Below are 16,448 nucleotides of genomic sequence, written 5' to 3' on the forward strand. Positions count from 1 at the left end.
ATTAACCGCGGGCGGTTAATAAAGGCGCACAGTGCTGTTAAGCCTGGAGGCCGGCTTCGATCTCGAGGGTGATCGTGATCTTGTCGCCGACAACTGCTCCGCCGCCTTCGAGGGGCATCTCGATGGAGATGTCGAAGTCCTTGCGGTTGATGACGGTGGTGGCTTCGAATCCGGCGACGGGGCCCTGGCCCATGCCCGGGTTGACGCCGTTGAACTCGAGGTTCAGCTCGACCTCGCGGGTGACGCCGTGGAGCGTGAAGTCGCCGGCGAGGACGAAGTCGCTGCCCTTGGAGCGCACTGCGGTGGACTTGAAGGTGGCCTTCGGGAACTTCTCGACGTCGAAGAAGTCAGCGGACTTGATGTGGCCGTCGCGCTGCTCGTTCTTGGTGTTGATGGAGTCCACGGAGATCTCGGCCTCGACGGCGGGGGTTCCGTCTTCGGCAACGGTGATCGTTCCCGAGAACTCGTCGAACGTTCCACGAACCTTGGAAACCATGAGGTGGCGAACCGAGAATCCGACAGTGGAGTGGACGGTGTCGATGACCCAGGTTCCGGCGGTCAATGTGGGCAAGGTTGCGGTGGTCATGGAAGCTCCTGAATAAGTAGTTGAATGTTCAAGTTCTTGTAGCTTCAACTATGGACCCCTGGAAATCCTTCCGCAAGATCATGTGAGCTGCATCACAGTTTGCGTACTGGCGGCATAGACCGCGTGAAGCGCCGACGCTGTCACCGACTGATGCACCGCAATGCCCCAGCGCCCTTCGCCGTTCACCACGCATTCTGCGATGGTGACTGCCGAATTCGCACTACCGGAAGACTCCGGGTTGCGGGGCAGTGAATGCTGGGTGAGCGAGACGACCTCGACGTCCGAGCCCTGTTCCGTCAGGATCTTGCTCAATGCCTCGACCGGCCCGGACGCACTCGCGGCGGCGGTGACCTCGCGTCCGTCGCGATCAATGGCGATGAACAACTGATCACCGTCGGCGGTGTGTTCCAGTGAGTACCGACGCACTCCTCCGTTGTACCCGTACTCGCGCAGCAGCAGTTTCCACAGCTGGTCGGCGGTCATTTCGGTGCCCGAGTCGTCGGTTTCGAGCTGCACTCGCGAGGCGAAGTCGATTTGCAGGCGCCGGGGGAGTTCGACCCCGTACTCGGTCTGCAACAGATAAGCGATTCCGCCTTTGCCCGACTGGCTGTTCACACGAATCACCGCCTGGTAATCGCGGCCGACGTCGGCGGGGTCGATCGGCAGATAGGGGACTGCCCACGGCGCCGATCCCGGATCGACGCCGGCAGCCTCCGCACTCTCGTAGTGATGGGCGAAGCCCTTCTTGATCGCATCCTGGTGGGTTCCGGAAAATGCCGTGTACACGAGATCGCCGCCGTACGGGTGGCGCTCGTGGACGGGAATTCTGTTGCAGTACTCCACCGTTCGACGGATCTTGTCGATGTCGGAGAAGTCGATTTCCGGATCGACGCCCTGTGCATGCAGATTCAGCCCCAGCGTGACCAGGTCGACGTTGCCCGTGCGCTCGCCGTTGCCGAACAGGCATCCCTCGACGCGCTGCGCTCCGGCCAGTACTGCCAGTTCGGCACATGCAACCCCGGTGCCGCGGTCGTTGTGCGGGTGGACCGAGAGAATCACCGAATCGCGTCGGGCCAGGTTCTGGTGCATGTATTCGATCTGGTCGGCATAGATGTTGGGGGTGGCGATTTCGACTGTGGCAGGCAGGTTGTGGATGACCGGGCGATCGGGACTGGCGTCCCAGAGTTCGGTGAGGCTGTTGCAGACCTGCAGGATGTAATCGGGTTCGGTGAGGTTGAAGACCTCGGGGGAGAACTCGAATCGCCACCCGTCGTGGCCTTCGCCGCCACGGGCCACGTCCTGTGCCGCGCGGAAAATCATGTCGTGCAGCTCTTCTCGCTCCTTGCCGAGAACCACGTTTCGCCACGTCGGCGCAGTCGCGGTGTACATGTGGACGACCGCGTTCGGCAGTCCCTCGATCGACTGGTACGTCCGTTCGATCAAATCCTTACGCGCGGCGGTGAATACGACGATGGTGACGTCGTCGGGAACGAGATCGAACCGCACCAGGTCGCGAACGAAATCGAAATCGGTCTGGCTCGCAGAGGGATAGCCGACCTCGATTTCCTTGTAGCCGATCGCCACCATCAGTTCGAACATTCGGCGCTTGCGTTCCGGGTCCATCGGTTCTGCGAGGGCTTGATTGCCGTCACGCAGATCGACAGGCACCCACAGGGGCGCCGCGGTGGTGCGATTGGACGGCCACGTTCGGTCGAAAGTCGGAATGTCGACGCGATCCCACGCGGCGCGATAGCGCTCGGACGGCATGGGTGACGGCTTCTGGTTGTTCCAGCGGTTGGCGCGGGTAGTACTCATCTTCGGTTTCTCCTGCGGTCGAGTCGAGAGACCGGCATGGCGAAACCCCGCGGAGGGGTGCCGGTCTGTCAGGCCCCGCCGCGGCAGTCGAGAAGGAGTGCTCCTGTAGCCATGCGGGCTACACTAGAACGAAATCACTTATCAGACAACCTGAGGAGTTCACGTGTCACCGATCGTCGAGCGTCGGCTGCTCACCGACCAGGCTGCGGAGTTGCTGCGAGCGCGGATCGTGAGCGGTGAATGGGAAGTCGGCGCCAAACTTCCAGGTGAAACCACTTTGGCTGCGCAGTTGGGTATCGGTCGGTCCACCATCAGGGAAGCGGTGCGGACCCTCGCGGGCCTCGGCATGCTCGAATCGAGACAGGGTGCCGGCGTCTTCCTACGGAGTACGACGCCTCCGGATCAGTGGCCGCGCGTGCTCGAAGCCGAGGCGATTCTTCATGTCGTCGAGGTGCGAAATGCGGTCGAGATCGAAGCGGCTCGGCTGGCGGCGCAGCGCCGCGATGCCGTTGACGTCGCGGCTCTGCGGCAGGCGTTGGACGGTAGAACTGCCGCCGCGCACTCTGGAGACGCAGCGTTTGTCGACGCCGATATCGCCGTCCACCGGGCAGTGGTGGATGCGGCCCACAATCCCGTGCTGTCGGAACTCTTCGAGACTTTTGTGCCGCGTCTGCGGGCCGCGTTGATCGAGTTGATCGCGGTTCTGGACCTGCATCCACACAGTCAGCCGGATGCGGACGAGCATCGAATGTTGGTGGACGCCATCGAAGCCGGTGACGCGGAGGCAGCGGTACGGATCAGCCGGGCACACCTCGACGACATGGCGGCAGCGTTGCGACGTTAGACGCCGGGTTGTTCTCGGCGTTCGAATTCGAGGTCCATCGCGAGGTCTTCGTGGTGAGTGGCGCGGAAAGTGATCAAGAAGACGATCCAACCGGCGACAGCGACCATAACGAGGCTGACCACCCGATACACCAACACCGACGCGAATACCTGAGCTCCGCTGACCCCGGCGAACGTCAGCGCTGCGATCAGGGCCGTATCCACGTAGCCCAGCCCACCGGGAAAAAACGGAATACTGCCGACTGCTTTGGCGGCGGTAAAGGCAATCAGGAGCCCAGCAAAGGAGGGTTCCGCGCCCACCGCCCAGCATGCGAAACCCAAACAAGCGACATCGGCGGCACGATGGATCGCCGACCACCCGAATGCGATGACCGAGTCGGTGCGGCTGAGCTCGACCGAATCCAGTTGCTTGAGGATTTCGGACCAACGGTGCATACCACGCCCGGTTGGGTTCTTGCGAGAACGGTTGTACAGCGCCAGAACTCGGTGCCCGATGCGCTCGATGCTGCCGGGATTCTGGGCTACGTATCGCAACGCCAGAAACAGTGCTGCCATGCCGACGAGCGAAATCGTCAGCGTCACCGGGCTGACCTTGGTACCGAACGCTACTGCGCCGGTAGCCCCGAGTAGTGCCAGAGTCGCGGCGGCGATGACACCGCACATTGCCAACTGCCAGGACGCGACTACCGGCGTCGCCCCCCACTTTCGAGTCTGCTTGTACGTGAACGCTGTCGAGAAGACTTGGCCGGCAGGCAACGTCAACGCCATCGCTGTGCTGGCGTAGATGACCGAGAGGTTCTTGAGGTGACCGGCGACAACACCTGCCGCGTTGAGAAGGCGCTGCTGAACTGACGCGTAACCACTGAGGGACACCGCCTGGGCGGCTACACAGGCAGCCACCCAACCCCAATGGATTTCGGTGAGAGCTTGCCAGTACTCGTTGAGACGAGGCCACAGGATGGTTCCCTCGACGATCAGAAGAGCGATCAGAGCCACCCCGAGCACCCACTTCAGCCACCAGAAGCGCCCTCTGGCCCGACTGGTCTCGGCCACGGGCGAGCGTGGTCGTCTCAGTCGCCGTGGGGTGTTTCCAGGCTGAGCCATCGACTCACCCTAACCAATTTGATCCGGATCGACCTCTGGATACTTTTCGGGCCACGCCAGATGCGTCAGTCGTCGGCGCCCACGCAGTTGGACTTGCTCGCCGAGTTCCCACTCGGCCTGTTCCTCTTCGTCGGCGAAATACAGCGCGCTCGTCGACGCCAGCACCCGGCTGGGCCGAAGTTTCGCGAGCTCGGTGAGCCGTGATGCTTCGTTGACCGGATCGCCGATCACGGTGTACTCGAAACGTTCGGCAGCACCGATGTTGCCGGCGACCGCGAGCCCCGCGCTCACACCGATACCGACGTCCAGGCCGGTGATGTCGTTGAGCTTGAACCGCAGCTCGCGAGCCGCCGCGAGAGCTGCCGTCGGAGCGTCGGGTCGATCGAGTGGTGCACCGAAGATGGCGAGTGCCGCATCTCCCATGAACTTGTTGACAAAACCGTGGTGGCGATCGATGACGTCGACGACCACACGGAAGAACTCGTTGAGCAGCTCTACCACTTCGCCCGGCGGGCGCTCGGCCGCGGCACCGGTTGACCCGACCATGTCGACGAAGAGAACTGCCACGAATCGAGTTTCGCCGCCCAGCTCGGTACCGAACTTCAGCGCGCGGCGGGCCACGTCCTCGCCGACGTGCTGGCCGAAGAGCTCACGCAGCAGGCGACGCTCGTCGGACTCTTTCATCATGCGGTTGAATCCGACCTGTAGTCGGCCGATCTCACTGCCGTCGAACACCTCGACGCGTACGTCGGTGGCGCCGCGCTGCACTCGCTCGATGGCGCGTCGCAGTTGTCGGATCGGATCGGAGATCTGAGTAGCCGTCAGCATCGACAGTGCAAAGGCCTGCACGATCGCCATGATCGAGATGAGCAGGATCGCCCACGCGAGTGAGTCGGGGGAGAACTCGAGATCGGTCGTGAGCTGCGTCGAGCACAGCAAGATGATGCCTGCGACGGGCATCAGCGTGCCGAGACCCCAGGTCATCGCCAGCCGGGTTCCGACGCCCGGCGCCATGGTCCGATCGAATTCACCCTCACTCAAGGCCTGGGCGGCGACCGGACGCAAAATGCGCTCACCGAGCATGTAGGTGAACCCGAAGGTCGTGGTCGCGGCCATACAGACCGTCACGATCACCGCGATCGCGAGTCCTGGCATCTCGGTGATGGTCAGGAACACGAAGATGATGCCGCCCAGAATCCACAGCACCAGGTGGACGATGGCCTGGCGAAGCGGCGCGTGAAGTGCCGCCATCTGCTCGGACCTCGTCGGAGGACCACCGCGCAGCCGCCAACGGATGACCGACTTCAACATCATTGCCGCCGCGGTGAGGCTGACGGCACCGGCGAATGCCAGGTAAACGCCGAAGATCGCGAAGTTGCGGACACGGTCGGCAACTATCGCGTCGGACTCTTGGATCGGAACGCCGTACCGGACGAAGGCAAAGACCAGCACCGCGCCGATCAGATTGGCTGCGAGCATGGAGAGCATATAGAGGGGCCACCGGCTGCGGATGGTCACCGCTATTGCTCTGTATGAGGCCCGCACAGGGTTCAATTTAGCTGGCAGAGCTCGAAGTGTTGGTACGCGCGTCCGATTATTGGTCCGCTCACCTGTGTCGGCCGGTCCGGTTAGGCTCGCGAGGTGAACGCAAACAGGGGGCGTGCGGAGCGAGCTTCGAGGATGAACAAACCCATCTCCGCCGACGCTCGGGCGGTGCACCCGGGCGTGCGCATCGCGGCGGAATGGTCGTGGCGCCTCATCGTGATCTTTGCCGGGCTACTGGTTCTCGGATATGTGGTTCTGCGCCTCGAGACCGTGCTCATCCCGGTGGGGCTGGCTCTACTGGCATCGGCTCTGTTGATTCCGGTTGTCGATCGGCTACAGGTGTGGGGAGTTCCTCGCTCGGCAGCTGTGATCGTCGTTCTGCTTGCCTCGATCGGACTGGTCGCGGGAATCATGACGTTTGTCGTCGAGCAGTTCATCGACGGGTTGCCCCAGCTCACCGACCAGTTCACGGCCAGCGTCACGCAGATTCAGAACTGGCTCACCAGCGGACCGCTGCATTTCAGTGAGGACCAGATCCGCCAGGCTGGTGATTCGGTCGTCAAGTCGGTGCAATCCAATCGTGAGTCCCTGACCAGCGGCGCCTTGACCACAGCGACGGTCATCGGCGAGATCTTCACCGGGGCATTGCTGACGCTGTTCACTCTCATCTTCTTCCTCTACGGCGGCGACCAGATCTGGCAGTTCGTCACCCGGATCGTTCCCACCGACGCTCGTCGTCGCGTGCGGATCGCCGGTTCTGCAGGTTTCGGGTCGCTGATCGGTTACGTGCGGGCCACGGTCGCGGTTGCCGCCGCCGACGCGATCGGTATCGGTGCCGGCCTGGCGATTCTCGGGGTGCCGCTCGCCCTGCCGCTGGCGTCGTTGGTGTTCATCGGCGCGTTCATCCCGATCGTCGGTGCATTTCTGACCGGTTTTCTCGCGGTGCTTGTCGCTCTGGTCACGAAGGGTTTCCTGACGGCACTGATCGTCCTCGGCATCATCATCGGCGTCATGCAGCTCGAAGCGCACGTGATGCAACCGCTGTTGTTGGGTCGCGCTGTTCGCCTGCATCCGCTGGCAGTCGTTCTCGCCATTACAACGGGCATCGTCCTCGCCGGAATCGTCGGCGGGCTCTTGGCTGTTCCGATCGTCGCGGTCCTGAATACCGCCATTCGTTCCCTCCTCGCCGACGACCCGGACATCGCGTACGCCGAACTGCACGTCGAAGATCCGGAGACCCCACTGTTCCCCGCCGAACCCGACGAGCCGCGCGCCGAGCCTCGCATCGTGAACCCCACTCCTCCCGATGACTGAGCCCACCCGCCGTCGCCGGCTGCACTATCAGCCGACCGTTCGCGAGGCGTCGGGCGTCGACACCGACCCTGATGCCCCGCTGTGGCGGGCGGCGCAGGCATTTCGCCTCGTCACGCTGGTGTACGCGATCAGCTACCAGTTCGCTTCGGCCTCCGACTACACCAACTCCCGGCTCAGCTGGTTCTTCGTCGCTCTGATGGCCGTGTGGACCGGGGTGTCGGCGCTGTTGCTCGGAACTTCCGGTGCTCTGTTCGGTAAGACGCTTCCGAGGTACCAGGTGGTGATCGCCGATCAGGTGGTCGTCATCTTGCTGATGGCGTCGACGAGGCTGGTCTCCGACCACGAGTGGTATCAGAATCACCAGACGCTCCCCACCACGCTGTGGGCCACCAACGCGGTCATCTCCGCGGCAATTCTCGGCGGGCCGTGGCTCGGTATGGCGTCCGGAGTTGTCATCTCGGCGGCCAGCGCGATCATCCGCGACCAGGTCAACCTGGACCTCTGGCGCGATGCGACGGCTCCCGTGCTCGTCTCGGTTGGTCTGGCGTTGGGCTTGGCCACCACCACCGCTCGGCGCTCGCATCGACAACTCGAGCAGGCCGTACGTCTGGCGGCGGCTACCGAAGAGCGCGAACGTTTGGCACGCGAAGTACACGACGGTGTCCTGCAGGTTCTGGCGATGGTGCGCCGGCGAGGAGCCGCACTCGGCGGCGAGGCAGCTGAGCTGGCCGCGCTGGCAGGCGAGCAGGAGGTCGCGTTGAGAATGCTGATTTCCGAGCAGGTTTCGGGTGCCGCGGCAGATGTCGGCGGACAGACAGTGGATCTGTGTCCGCTGCTGACCACGCAGGCCAGCACGTCGGTGTCGGTGTCGACGCCCGCGCACCCCGTCGTGATCGAGCGTGATCGAGCCATCGAACTGGCAGCCATCGTCGACAATGCCCTGTCCAATGTCGGGCTTCACGCCGGTCCTGCGGCGAAGGCGTACGTATTGCTCGAAGATCTGCCGGACGAGGTGATCGTCAGTGTCCGCGACGACGGCGTCGGAATCCCCGAAGGTCGCTTGGCGCAGGCCGAGGCCGAAGGCCGCATGGGAGTATCGAAGTCCATTCTCGGTCGAGTACAGGTGCTCGGCGGAACTGCAGTCCTGCAAACGGGGCCGGGGGAGGGCACCGAATGGGAGATCAACGTTCCGAAGGGGAAGAGTGAGCGTGGCTGACGAAAAGGGCGAGAATCCGGTGACGGTGATGGTCGTCGACGATCACCCGATGTGGCGCGACGGTGTCTCCCGGGACCTCGAAGCCGCGGGCTTCACCGTGAGCGCCACGGCGGAGGGTGTCGAGAGTGCGCGCCGCCGAGCCGCCGCCGTGCAACCGGCCGTGGTTCTGATGGACATGAACCTGCCGGACGGAAACGGTGCCGACGCCACCACCGCGGTGCTCGAGGTTTCGCCGAAGAGCAAGGTACTGGTGCTTTCGGCCTCCGCCGAGCGTGACGACGTCCTCGACGCGGTCAAAGCCGGAGCGTCGGGTTACCTGGTCAAGAGTGCTTCGGTGGCGGAACTTCTCGAGGCCGTGCGAGCGACTTTCGACGGACAAGCCGTCTTCACACCCGGCCTCGCCGGATTGGTGCTCGGCGAGTACCGCCGGATGTCGACGGCACCGGCCGACGATCGCGCACCCGAGCTGCCTCGGCTCACCGACCGTGAGACCGAAGTGCTCCGTCTTGTCGCCAAGGGGCTGAGCGCAAAACAGATCGCCACGAGGCTCTCGCTCAGCCACCGGACCGTCGAAAACCATGTGCAGGCAACGCTTCGGAAGCTTCAGTTGGCCAATCGCGTCGAGCTCACGCGATACGCAATAGAACAAGGTCTCGAATAACGTTTATCCTGGAAATCATGGAGGCCAGGAATCTACGCGTATCCGATGCCGAACGAGAGCACGTCGGCGAGCTGCTGCAGAAAGCTGTCGGTCAAGGGATGCTCTCGCTCGGTGAGTTCACCGAGCGCATGGACACTGCCTTGGCTGCAAAGACGCGAGGTGAGCTCAACTCGGTTCTCGCCGATCTTCCGGGCATCACGCTGATCTCCGACTACGACCCACCCGCGTATCCCAATGCAGGTCAGCCGATGTACCAAGGCCAGCCGTATCCTGCGCCGACGTACCAACCCCAACCGCCGCCGGTTCACCCGAGCCCGCCTTACCGCGCTCCCGTCGGCGCTCCGGTTGTCGGTAACTACGGAACGGCAAATGCTGCCGTGATTCGTGGACGAATGGCGACGGTGACGCGAAACGGCGCATGGATCGTTCCTCCCGCTGTCGTGGTCGATACCAGAATGTCCAGTGTGACTATCGATTTCACGCGCGCTGTGATGCAGACGCAGGTCGTGAACATCTCGATCGACGACTACGCCAGTTCGATTTCACTGATCGTTCCCGAAGAGGCGACGGTGGACATGAACGGTGTCGAGGCAGTCGGAGGAAGCGCGTCGAACAAGGTTCGTTCCGGCCCGCAGATGGGCCCGCTGCATCTGGTGGTGCACGGCAAGGTGCGATTCGGCAGTGTCACCGCGAAGCATCCCTTCGGTACCACGATCCGAAAGATGTTCGGCTCCTGACCTTTCAGTGATACGCGCGGGTCAACATCTCGGCGACGCACACGGGTTTGTCACCGTGTTCTCGTTCGAATGTCTGCGTCACCGTGATCTGGACGCCGCCATTGATCGGTTCGACTTTGCTCAACGTCGCACGCATGCGGACGCGAGAGCCAACCGGAAGCGGAGCAGGCAACCTGACCTTGTCGAATCCGCAGTTGAGAGCAAACGCAAAACCCTCGAGCGAGAACATCGCATACGAGAACATGGGTCCGAGTGAGAGCGTGTAGTTGCCGTGTGCGATCGTTCCACCGAACGGTGACTCCTTCGCGCGATCCTCATCGACGTGGATCCACTGATCGTCGCCGGTGACCCGGGCGAACTCGTCGATGGACTCCTGCGTGACATCGTGCCAGTCGCTGACGCCCAACTCTTGGTTCAGGTTGGCGCTGAGGTCTTCTGCTCCGGTGAGTACAAGCATGAATCTTCCTTTGATCGGTAGGTGCTGGCAGTCGGTCAGTGACTTTCGATGCCGAATCCCACACCGTGCGTCTGTGCGATCTCGGCGGTGGCAACGAGATCGAATTCGATCCCGAAATCTGCTTCTACCCGCGCTGCAACCGATTCCGCGGCGGAACCTGCTTCGGCCAGTAGTTTCGGCATCAGTTCGAACAGGTCTTCCATCCCTCCGGGCGTGATGATTTCGAGAATCCGTGCTGGAGCGTCGTCGGGATTCCACACGGCGTGCCACTGGCCACGCGGTTTGAAGATCATGGCGCCAGTCTCCGCGTAGACGACCTCGTCTCCGACCATCGCTGCGACGCGGCCACTTTGAACCACCGTGTACTCGTCTTCGCGGCTGTGGCGATGGACCGGTGAGGTCATCGAATGCGGAGCGATGCGGTGTTGTACAAGAGAGAATCCTCCCTCGGTTTGTTTGCTTCGAACCATCATCCGGACGCCGGTGGAAGCGAGAGTCCCGGCAAGATCTACGTCCGGCCCGAGGACGGTCGTCGTGGTGTGGTTTGCGGAATTCGGTGACATCGATTTGGTCCTTTGCCGTCGTGAGCGTCGTTGGCTGCGCTCCGGTTTCGATTCTCGAATCATGTACCAATCGGTCTAGTGATGCAAGGTTTTGGCTATTTATGCACTTCAAGTGTTGTCGATATGTGTACTGATCGGTATGTTGAACTTATGTCTACGAGGGATTTGTTGGTCGATGCCGCTGCCGACTTGTTGCAGCGGAAGGGGTACGCGGGAACGGGTGTGTCGGAAGTGCTCTCGGCGAGCGCGACCACCAAGGGGTCCTTGTACTTTCACTTTCCCGGTGGCAAGGAAGAACTCGCAGGCGAGGCTCTGAGGCGACGCGGTGAGGCAATGGCCGATTTCATCCGGCATCTCCTGGAGAGCTCACCCGATGCCGCCACCGCGATCTCGGCATTTGCTGCCGCACTGGCTGCGCGTTTGTCGGATTCGGACTACGAACGTGGATGCGCCCTGGCTACGGCAACACTGGATGCCGCAACCGAATCCGAGGTCATCCGTGGTGCTTGTGCGGACGGGTACAACTCGTGGCTGGGGCTGCTGGCTCAGCGCCTCGAAGCCGACGGTTGGTCCCGCGAAGACGCAGAGTCCGAGGCAATTCTCGCTTTGTCCGCACTCGAGGGCGCGCTTGTCCTCGCTCGGGCGCGTCAGGATCCCGCTCCGCTTCACACTTCGGGTCGGTTGCTCTCCGAACGATTGCGGAATGCAGCGCCTCGGCGATAGTTCCCTGTCGGTCGATGATGCAGTCGGTCGATGGTGCCGTCAGTCGAAGGTGTCCTCAGTTGAATACGAGAACTCCCCCAGGCTGATCGAGTAGTACTACTCATCTGATCGGCTCGGCCACGCAGCAAGCTCGTAGCCATGACCACACCGAGCTCTCCCGCCGTCGATCCGCGACTGGTGACCGCCCTCTCGGCCGAGTGCGACAGCATCGGCCGGCAGTTGCGCCACATGGGCCAGAACCTGTCGATCCTGCAGACTCAGCTGGCCTCGGCTACTGTTCCCCCGCCCATGCCGGTAGTTCCGGCACCCGCAGCTCCGGCGCCACAGATGCCGCCAATGCGTCCTCAGCAGAACGTGCCCACCTGGCAGCCGCCGACGTATCCGGTTGCCGCACCTCGCCAGCCCTGGTGGCAACGCGACGGTGTCATCAGTCGACTCCTGGCCGCGGCCGGTGTTGCCGTCACACTGATCGGCGTCGTGATGCTGCTGGTACTTGCAGCGCAGGCCGGATTCTTCGGACCGCCGCTGCGGGTGCTCGGTGGCGCACTCCTTTCCGGCGCCTTGGTGTTTGCCGGGGTGCGGGTCCACGGACGCCCAGGCGGCAAAGTGGGAGCGATTGCTCTGGCCGCCACAGGTTTTGCGGGAATGTACCTCGACGTCGTCGCTGCCTCGGTTCTCTACGGCTGGGTGACGACGCCGCTCGCGGTGGTGATTGCCTTCGGGATTGCCGCGGCCGGGGTTGCTTTGGCGGTGAAATGGGATTCCGAATCACTGGCACTCATGATCGTTCTGGGCGCAGCGGTGCTGGCTCCCGTGTTGACGTCGGGAATATCGTTGACCCTCATCGGTTTCCTCTTCGCGATCCAGTCGGCGACATTCTCCGCCCAGCTCGGTCGTGACTGGAAGTACCTGGGTATGGCGCGCACCGTACCCGTGGTTCTCGCGCTGCTCGTAGCGGTAGCGTCGAATGCAATCTTCAGCGAATCCGGTAACAGTGCAGTGCAATTGGTGATCAGTGCCGGCGTGGTTGCAATCGTGGGGGCCGGCTGCGCGATGGCCGTGCAGTGGAGGGGTTCGCCCTCGCATGACGGCATAGCAGGGGCGTGGTCCACCGCTACCTTTGTTGTCTCGTCCCTTCCGCTGATGAGCGTCGGGGCCGTGCTCGGGCGCACCGAATCCGCAGTGCTGTACGGAATTGCTGCGGCACTACTACTTTCCGCTGCAGCGGCGGCCAAGCCTTTGCCGACGCAACTGCGATTCGGACTGTGCGCAACCGGCGCTCTCGCATTGTTGCTGTGCTGCTTGTCCGGGGCGACGGAATCTCTGGTCGTACCGCTGGTCCTCACCGTCGGCATGATCTTCCTCGGAGTCTCGCTGTATGCAGGTTCGCGCTTCGTCTTCGCCCTCGGAACCGCCTTTGCGGCAATCGGATCGATCGGATACCTCACGACGGTTCCGCCGGAAGCGTTGACGACTGCCCGTGCCGCATCCATGCAACTCGGTGCGATCACGGCACTCTCGAGCCTGACGGCGATAGGTGCACTGGTGATGCTGGTGTGGGCGATTCACCGACTGAAGTTGATCGCCGATTCGAATGCAGCGGTTCTATGGGCGGCCGCAGGGTTTGGTGTCCTCTACGCGGTGACGTGTGCGCTCGTCTCATCCGGCGTCGAAATCTTCGACAGTGCAACCGGATTTGTTGCCGGGCACAGCGTTGCAACCATCGTCTGGATGCTTGCCGCCACGTCAGCGCTGGTGCTCGGCCTGAACAACCGTCAGCATGCTCGCGTTTTGCTCGGAGCTGGTCTTGCTCTCACCAGCGCGGCAGTGGCCAAGCTGTTCCTCTTCGACCTGGCCACGCTCAGTGGGCTGGTGCGCAGCGCTGCCTTCCTGGTGGTCGGCTTGCTGCTCCTGCTGGTCGGGACTCGTTATGCACGAGCCTTCGCCAAGCAGGAGCAGGTCAGCTCCGCTTCTGGCGAGCGATGAGCTCGCTGACACTGATGGCGCCTGCGTCGTCAGGTCGGTGCCTGCCGGTGGCGTTGTCGTCGCCGTCAGAGGCATCCGAGACTCGGGGCTCGGTGGGACGACGCTCCGGAGCGATCGGTGGAGGCGGCGACTGGGGGGTCGCCTCCACCGAGGTCGGGGCCGAGCCGTTTGTTGCAGCGCCATTTGTTGCAGCGCCATTTGTTGCAGAACCGTTGGTAGCACCGTTTGCAGAGCCATTCCGGCTCGAGCCGTTGGTACCTGAACCGCTGCTTGCCGAACCGTTAGTACGCGAAGGCGTCCGCACCACCGGCAGCGGCCGTGAGGCCGGGGGAGTCTGTTCCCGAGCCCGCAGGTCCGACAACCAACTCTCGATGGGACGCTCGGCCGGCGCAGCGGGCGTCGGGTTTCTCCGCTTGTCGGTGGTGTTCGGTTGCGGTCGGTACGAAGGATTGGGGACCGGTGCCTCGATCAAGTTCTGGGGCGCGCTGGCTGCACTCCCGATATCGAGACGACGTCGCGGTGCCGGCTTCTCCGCGGCAGGTGTATCCGTGTTCGGTGCCTTGATCGTCATTTCGCTGAGCGGAATGGGCTCGGTGAGGGGATCAGGAACGCGAGGTCCGCTTTCCGGCTGTGCAGCCGGGGCAGGCGGCGGCATGACCCGCGAGGCCGCTTCGATCTTGCGCGGCTGACCCGGTCCGGCGATCGCACCGACGGGCGCGATCTGCGGGACGTTTGCGAGCACGAGCTCGTTGTCGAGGATCGGCTCACCCAGCCCGATCTTCTGCTGGATCCGCTTCATCCAGGCCGGGGCCCACCAGCAGTCGTCGCCGAGCAGTTTCATGGTCGCGGGGACCAGGAACATTCGGATCAGTGTGGCGTCGATGATCAGCGCGGAGATCATGCCGTACGAGATGTACTTCATCATCACCAGATCGGACAGGCCGAATGCACCGGTGACCACGATCAGAATCAGTGCGGCAGCGGTGATGATCCGGCCGGTATGTGCCGTGCCGATTCGGATGGATTCGGTAGTACTCGCGCCCTGCGCTCGCGCTTCGACCATGCGGGAGAGCAGGAACACTTCGTAGTCGGTCGACAGGCCGTAGACGATCGCGATGATCAACACCAGGACGGGAGACATGATCGGTCCCGGCGTGAAGTTCAACAGACCGGAACCGTGGCCGTCGATGAAGATCCAGGTCAAGATTCCGAGCGTCGAACCCAGGCCGAGCGCGCTCATCAACGCAGCCTTGATGGGCAGGACGAGCGAACCGAACGTCAAGAACATCAGCAGCGTCGTCAGCAGGATGACGGATACGACCATCAGCGGCAGACGGTCGAGCAACGCATCGACGCTGTCCTGCTCGATGGCCGGAGTACCGCCGACGAGCACAGTTGTGCCCTCGGGCCAATCCGCGGATCGCAGATAGTCGATGGTGGGACGTGCCTCGTTGCGCTCGGTCAGACCGGCTTTGAGGACGTTGACACCGTCCTTGGTCGCAACCTCCGGGGTGAACTTCTCGACCAGACCCGGCGCAGCGTTTGCGGTCTTGGAAATCTGACCGAGAGTGGTGTTGTCCGCTCCCTCGATGACGAGTCGAACGGGCTCGGTGCGATTGCCCGGGAAGAGTTCGTCGAACTGCGCCTGCGCGACACGCGTGGGGCTGTCCGGGGGCAGGTACGTCTCGTTGATACCGCCGAACTTGATGCCCGTCAGCGGAATGATCATCAGCAGTAGAGCCGCGACGATCGGGACCGCGACCTTGAGCGGATGCTGCATGACCCAGCGGGTGAGCTTGCCCCAGAAACCGTTCTCGATTTCCTCGTTGGTCTTGGTCTGGCGCAGTTTCTTGAAGGTCAGCGCGTCGATCCGTTTGCCGAGAATGCCGAGAATCGCGGGAAGAATCGTGATGGACGAGATCGCGGCAAGCATGACGGCCGCAATGGCGCCGTAGGCCACCGATTTGAGGAAGCCCTGCGGGAACAACAGCAGACCGCCGAGGCTGACGGCAACCATGGTCGCCGAGAACATGACCGTTCTACCCGCCGTCATGACCGTTCGGCGTACTGCGGTCGGGGTGTCGTACCCCTCGGCTATCTCTTCTCGGAAACGGCTGACGATGAACAGTCCGTAGTCGATCGCGAGACCCAGGCCGACCAGAGAGACCACGGGCGCAACAAACGCGTTGACCTCGGTGAAGTTGGTGATCAGTCGAATGATGCCGTTGGCGCCGATGACGGTCAGACCGCCGACGATCAACGGGAGGGCTGCAGCGACGACGCCACCGAAGACGAAGAACAGCAGGACACCGACGGCGGGAATCGCGAGCATTTCCATGCGCTTGATGTCGTTGGCCATCGTGTCGTTGAGCGAATTCGCGACAGGTTGCAGGCCGGCGAGTTGCACGTCGACGCCGTCGATGTAGAACTGCGACTCGACGTCGCGGAAGTTGTTGGACACCGCGGTGTCGTTGTCGCCGGCGATCGCGATGCTGGTGACCGCGTGTTGCTTGGTCTTGTCCGCCAGGGCCGCCACCGAGAGACCGTTGTCGACCTTGAAGTACGAGCCGTTGATCTTCATGATCTGGTCGGGGTTGTCGGCGACGAGCCGCTGCAGATTGTCGATGACCTTCGCTTGGAACTCGGGGTCGTCGACGGTCTTGCCCTCCGGCGCCGTGTACAGCGCCAGAACGTCACCCGTCGTGCTGCGTCCGAACGTGCCGTCAGCGAGTTTTGCAGCCTCTACCGATTCCGACCCCGGATCGTCCCAGCCGCTCTGGCTGAGATGATCCTGCAGGCTCAGGCCGTACGCAGCGAGCCCGAGGAGCCCCGCCACCATGACAGCGATGACGGTGAAGCGGGCTCGATAGACGATGCTTCCCCAGCTGGCGAACACTG

The 16,448-nt window shown here is 62.9% G+C and carries 14 protein-coding genes; 7 read left to right on the forward strand and 7 right to left on the reverse strand.

What is annotated here, in order from left to right; genetic code table 11:
• Positions 1 to 37: 37 nt before the first annotated feature.
• Complete coding sequence (locus tag GJB56_RS27515) at positions 38 to 586, reverse strand: YceI family protein (protein ID WP_019747097.1); 549 nt, start codon at positions 584 to 586, stop codon at positions 38 to 40.
• Positions 587 to 664: 78 nt separating this feature from the next.
• The gene (locus tag GJB56_RS27520) at positions 665 to 2,401 is read right to left on the reverse strand and encodes a 2-isopropylmalate synthase (protein ID WP_113682187.1); all 1,737 of its coding nucleotides are present in this window, start codon (positions 2,399 to 2,401) and stop codon (positions 665 to 667) included.
• Positions 2,402 to 2,564: 163 nt separating this feature from the next.
• Between GJB56_RS27520 and GJB56_RS27525 the strand changes: the two genes are divergently transcribed.
• Positions 2,565 to 3,245 (forward strand): FadR/GntR family transcriptional regulator, encoded by a 681-nt coding sequence (locus tag GJB56_RS27525; RefSeq protein WP_007734477.1) that lies wholly within the window; start codon positions 2,565 to 2,567, stop codon positions 3,243 to 3,245.
• On the opposite strand, the gene GJB56_RS27530 is transcribed toward GJB56_RS27525, so the two are convergent.
• Together GJB56_RS27530 and GJB56_RS27535 are read right to left on the reverse strand one after the other, a co-directional pair.
• A complete protein-coding gene (locus GJB56_RS27530) occupies positions 3,242 to 4,348 on the reverse strand; it encodes a lysylphosphatidylglycerol synthase transmembrane domain-containing protein (protein ID WP_113682188.1) in 1,107 nt (368 codons plus the stop codon). The genes GJB56_RS27525 and GJB56_RS27530 overlap by 4 nt on opposite strands.
• Positions 4,349 to 4,357: 9 nt before the next feature.
• Positions 4,358 to 5,836 carry an adenylate/guanylate cyclase domain-containing protein gene (locus GJB56_RS27535; protein WP_003945952.1) on the reverse strand — a complete coding sequence of 493 codons (1,479 nt, stop codon included), beginning with the start codon at positions 5,834 to 5,836 and terminating at the stop codon, positions 4,358 to 4,360.
• Positions 5,837 to 6,028: 192 nt separating this feature from the next.
• On the opposite strand from GJB56_RS27535, the gene GJB56_RS27540 reads away from it, so the two are divergent.
• From GJB56_RS27540 to GJB56_RS27555, 4 genes are read left to right on the forward strand one after another with little or no spacing between them, the layout of a single operon-like run.
• Positions 6,029 to 7,207 (forward strand): AI-2E family transporter, encoded by a 1,179-nt coding sequence (locus GJB56_RS27540; protein WP_019747101.1) that lies wholly within the window; start codon positions 6,029 to 6,031, stop codon positions 7,205 to 7,207.
• On the forward strand, positions 7,200 to 8,423 hold the full coding sequence (gene macS / locus GJB56_RS27545; protein WP_020906401.1) for a MacS family sensor histidine kinase: 1,224 nt from the start codon (positions 7,200 to 7,202) through the stop codon (positions 8,421 to 8,423). Before GJB56_RS27540 ends, macS begins: the two co-directional genes overlap by 8 nt.
• Before the next feature lie 28 nt (positions 8,424 to 8,451).
• The gene (locus GJB56_RS27550; protein ID WP_047269712.1) at positions 8,452 to 9,084 is read left to right on the forward strand and encodes a response regulator; all 633 of its coding nucleotides are present in this window, start codon (positions 8,452 to 8,454) and stop codon (positions 9,082 to 9,084) included.
• 17 nt (positions 9,085 to 9,101) lie between these two features.
• Entirely contained in the window at positions 9,102 to 9,821 is a 720-nt protein-coding gene (locus GJB56_RS27555; RefSeq protein WP_029254571.1) for a DUF1707 SHOCT-like domain-containing protein, read from the forward strand.
• A 4-nt stretch (positions 9,822 to 9,825) separates the two neighbouring features.
• Here the strand turns inward: GJB56_RS27555 and GJB56_RS27560 are convergent, their stop codons facing one another.
• Together GJB56_RS27560 and GJB56_RS27565 are read right to left on the reverse strand one after the other, a co-directional pair.
• Positions 9,826 to 10,278, reverse strand: coding sequence for a MaoC family dehydratase (locus GJB56_RS27560; protein ID WP_021333131.1), 453 nt, complete (start codon positions 10,276 to 10,278; stop codon positions 9,826 to 9,828).
• Positions 10,279 to 10,313: 35 nt separating this feature from the next.
• Positions 10,314 to 10,841: a cupin domain-containing protein gene (locus GJB56_RS27565; RefSeq protein WP_021333132.1), complete on the reverse strand. Its 528-nt coding sequence runs from the start codon at positions 10,839 to 10,841 to the stop codon at positions 10,314 to 10,316.
• 150 nt (positions 10,842 to 10,991) lie between these two features.
• Here GJB56_RS27565 and GJB56_RS27570 point away from each other — a divergent pair, with 150 nt between their 5' ends.
• Positions 10,992 to 11,564 (forward strand): TetR/AcrR family transcriptional regulator, encoded by a 573-nt coding sequence (locus GJB56_RS27570; RefSeq protein WP_019747106.1) that lies wholly within the window; start codon positions 10,992 to 10,994, stop codon positions 11,562 to 11,564.
• A gap of 138 nt (positions 11,565 to 11,702) precedes the next feature.
• On the forward strand, positions 11,703 to 13,550 hold the full coding sequence (locus tag GJB56_RS27575) for a DUF2339 domain-containing protein (protein ID WP_113682189.1): 1,848 nt from the start codon (positions 11,703 to 11,705) through the stop codon (positions 13,548 to 13,550).
• On the opposite strand, the gene GJB56_RS27580 is transcribed toward GJB56_RS27575, so the two are convergent.
• Positions 13,525 to 16,446 carry an MMPL family transporter gene (locus GJB56_RS27580; protein WP_021343022.1) on the reverse strand — a complete coding sequence of 974 codons (2,922 nt, stop codon included), beginning with the start codon at positions 16,444 to 16,446 and terminating at the stop codon, positions 13,525 to 13,527. The two genes, GJB56_RS27575 and GJB56_RS27580, sit on opposite strands and share 26 nt — an antisense overlap.
• Positions 16,447 to 16,448: the final 2 nt, after the last annotated feature.

Source organism: Rhodococcus sp. AQ5-07 (assembly GCF_009707305.1).
Classification (GTDB): Bacteria; Actinomycetota; Actinomycetes; order Mycobacteriales; family Mycobacteriaceae; genus Rhodococcus_F; species Rhodococcus_F erythropolis.

Bases quoted from the DNA above. Each gene is read 5' to 3' on its own strand.
- GJB56_RS27515 (WP_019747097.1), bottom strand. From the start codon at position 586: ATGACCACCGCAACCTTGCCCACATTGACCGCCGGAACCTGGGTCATC.
- GJB56_RS27520 (WP_113682187.1), bottom strand. From the start codon at position 2,401: ATGAGTACTACCCGCGCCAACCGCTGGAACAACCAGAAGCCGTCACCC.
- GJB56_RS27530 (WP_113682188.1), bottom strand. From the start codon at position 4,348: ATGGCTCAGCCTGGAAACACCCCACGGCGACTGAGACGACCACGCTCG.
- GJB56_RS27535 (WP_003945952.1), bottom strand. From the start codon at position 5,836: ATGCTCTCCATGCTCGCAGCCAATCTGATCGGCGCGGTGCTGGTCTTT.
- GJB56_RS27540 (WP_019747101.1), top strand. From the start codon at position 6,029: ATGAACAAACCCATCTCCGCCGACGCTCGGGCGGTGCACCCGGGCGTG.
- macS (WP_020906401.1), top strand. From the start codon at position 7,200: ATGACTGAGCCCACCCGCCGTCGCCGGCTGCACTATCAGCCGACCGTT.
- GJB56_RS27550 (WP_047269712.1), top strand. From the start codon at position 8,452: ATGGTCGTCGACGATCACCCGATGTGGCGCGACGGTGTCTCCCGGGAC.
- GJB56_RS27555 (WP_029254571.1), top strand. From the start codon at position 9,102: ATGGAGGCCAGGAATCTACGCGTATCCGATGCCGAACGAGAGCACGTC.
- GJB56_RS27560 (WP_021333131.1), bottom strand. From the start codon at position 10,278: ATGCTTGTACTCACCGGAGCAGAAGACCTCAGCGCCAACCTGAACCAA.
- GJB56_RS27565 (WP_021333132.1), bottom strand. From the start codon at position 10,841: ATGTCACCGAATTCCGCAAACCACACCACGACGACCGTCCTCGGGCCG.
- GJB56_RS27570 (WP_019747106.1), top strand. From the start codon at position 10,992: ATGTCTACGAGGGATTTGTTGGTCGATGCCGCTGCCGACTTGTTGCAG.
- GJB56_RS27575 (WP_113682189.1), top strand. From the start codon at position 11,703: ATGACCACACCGAGCTCTCCCGCCGTCGATCCGCGACTGGTGACCGCC.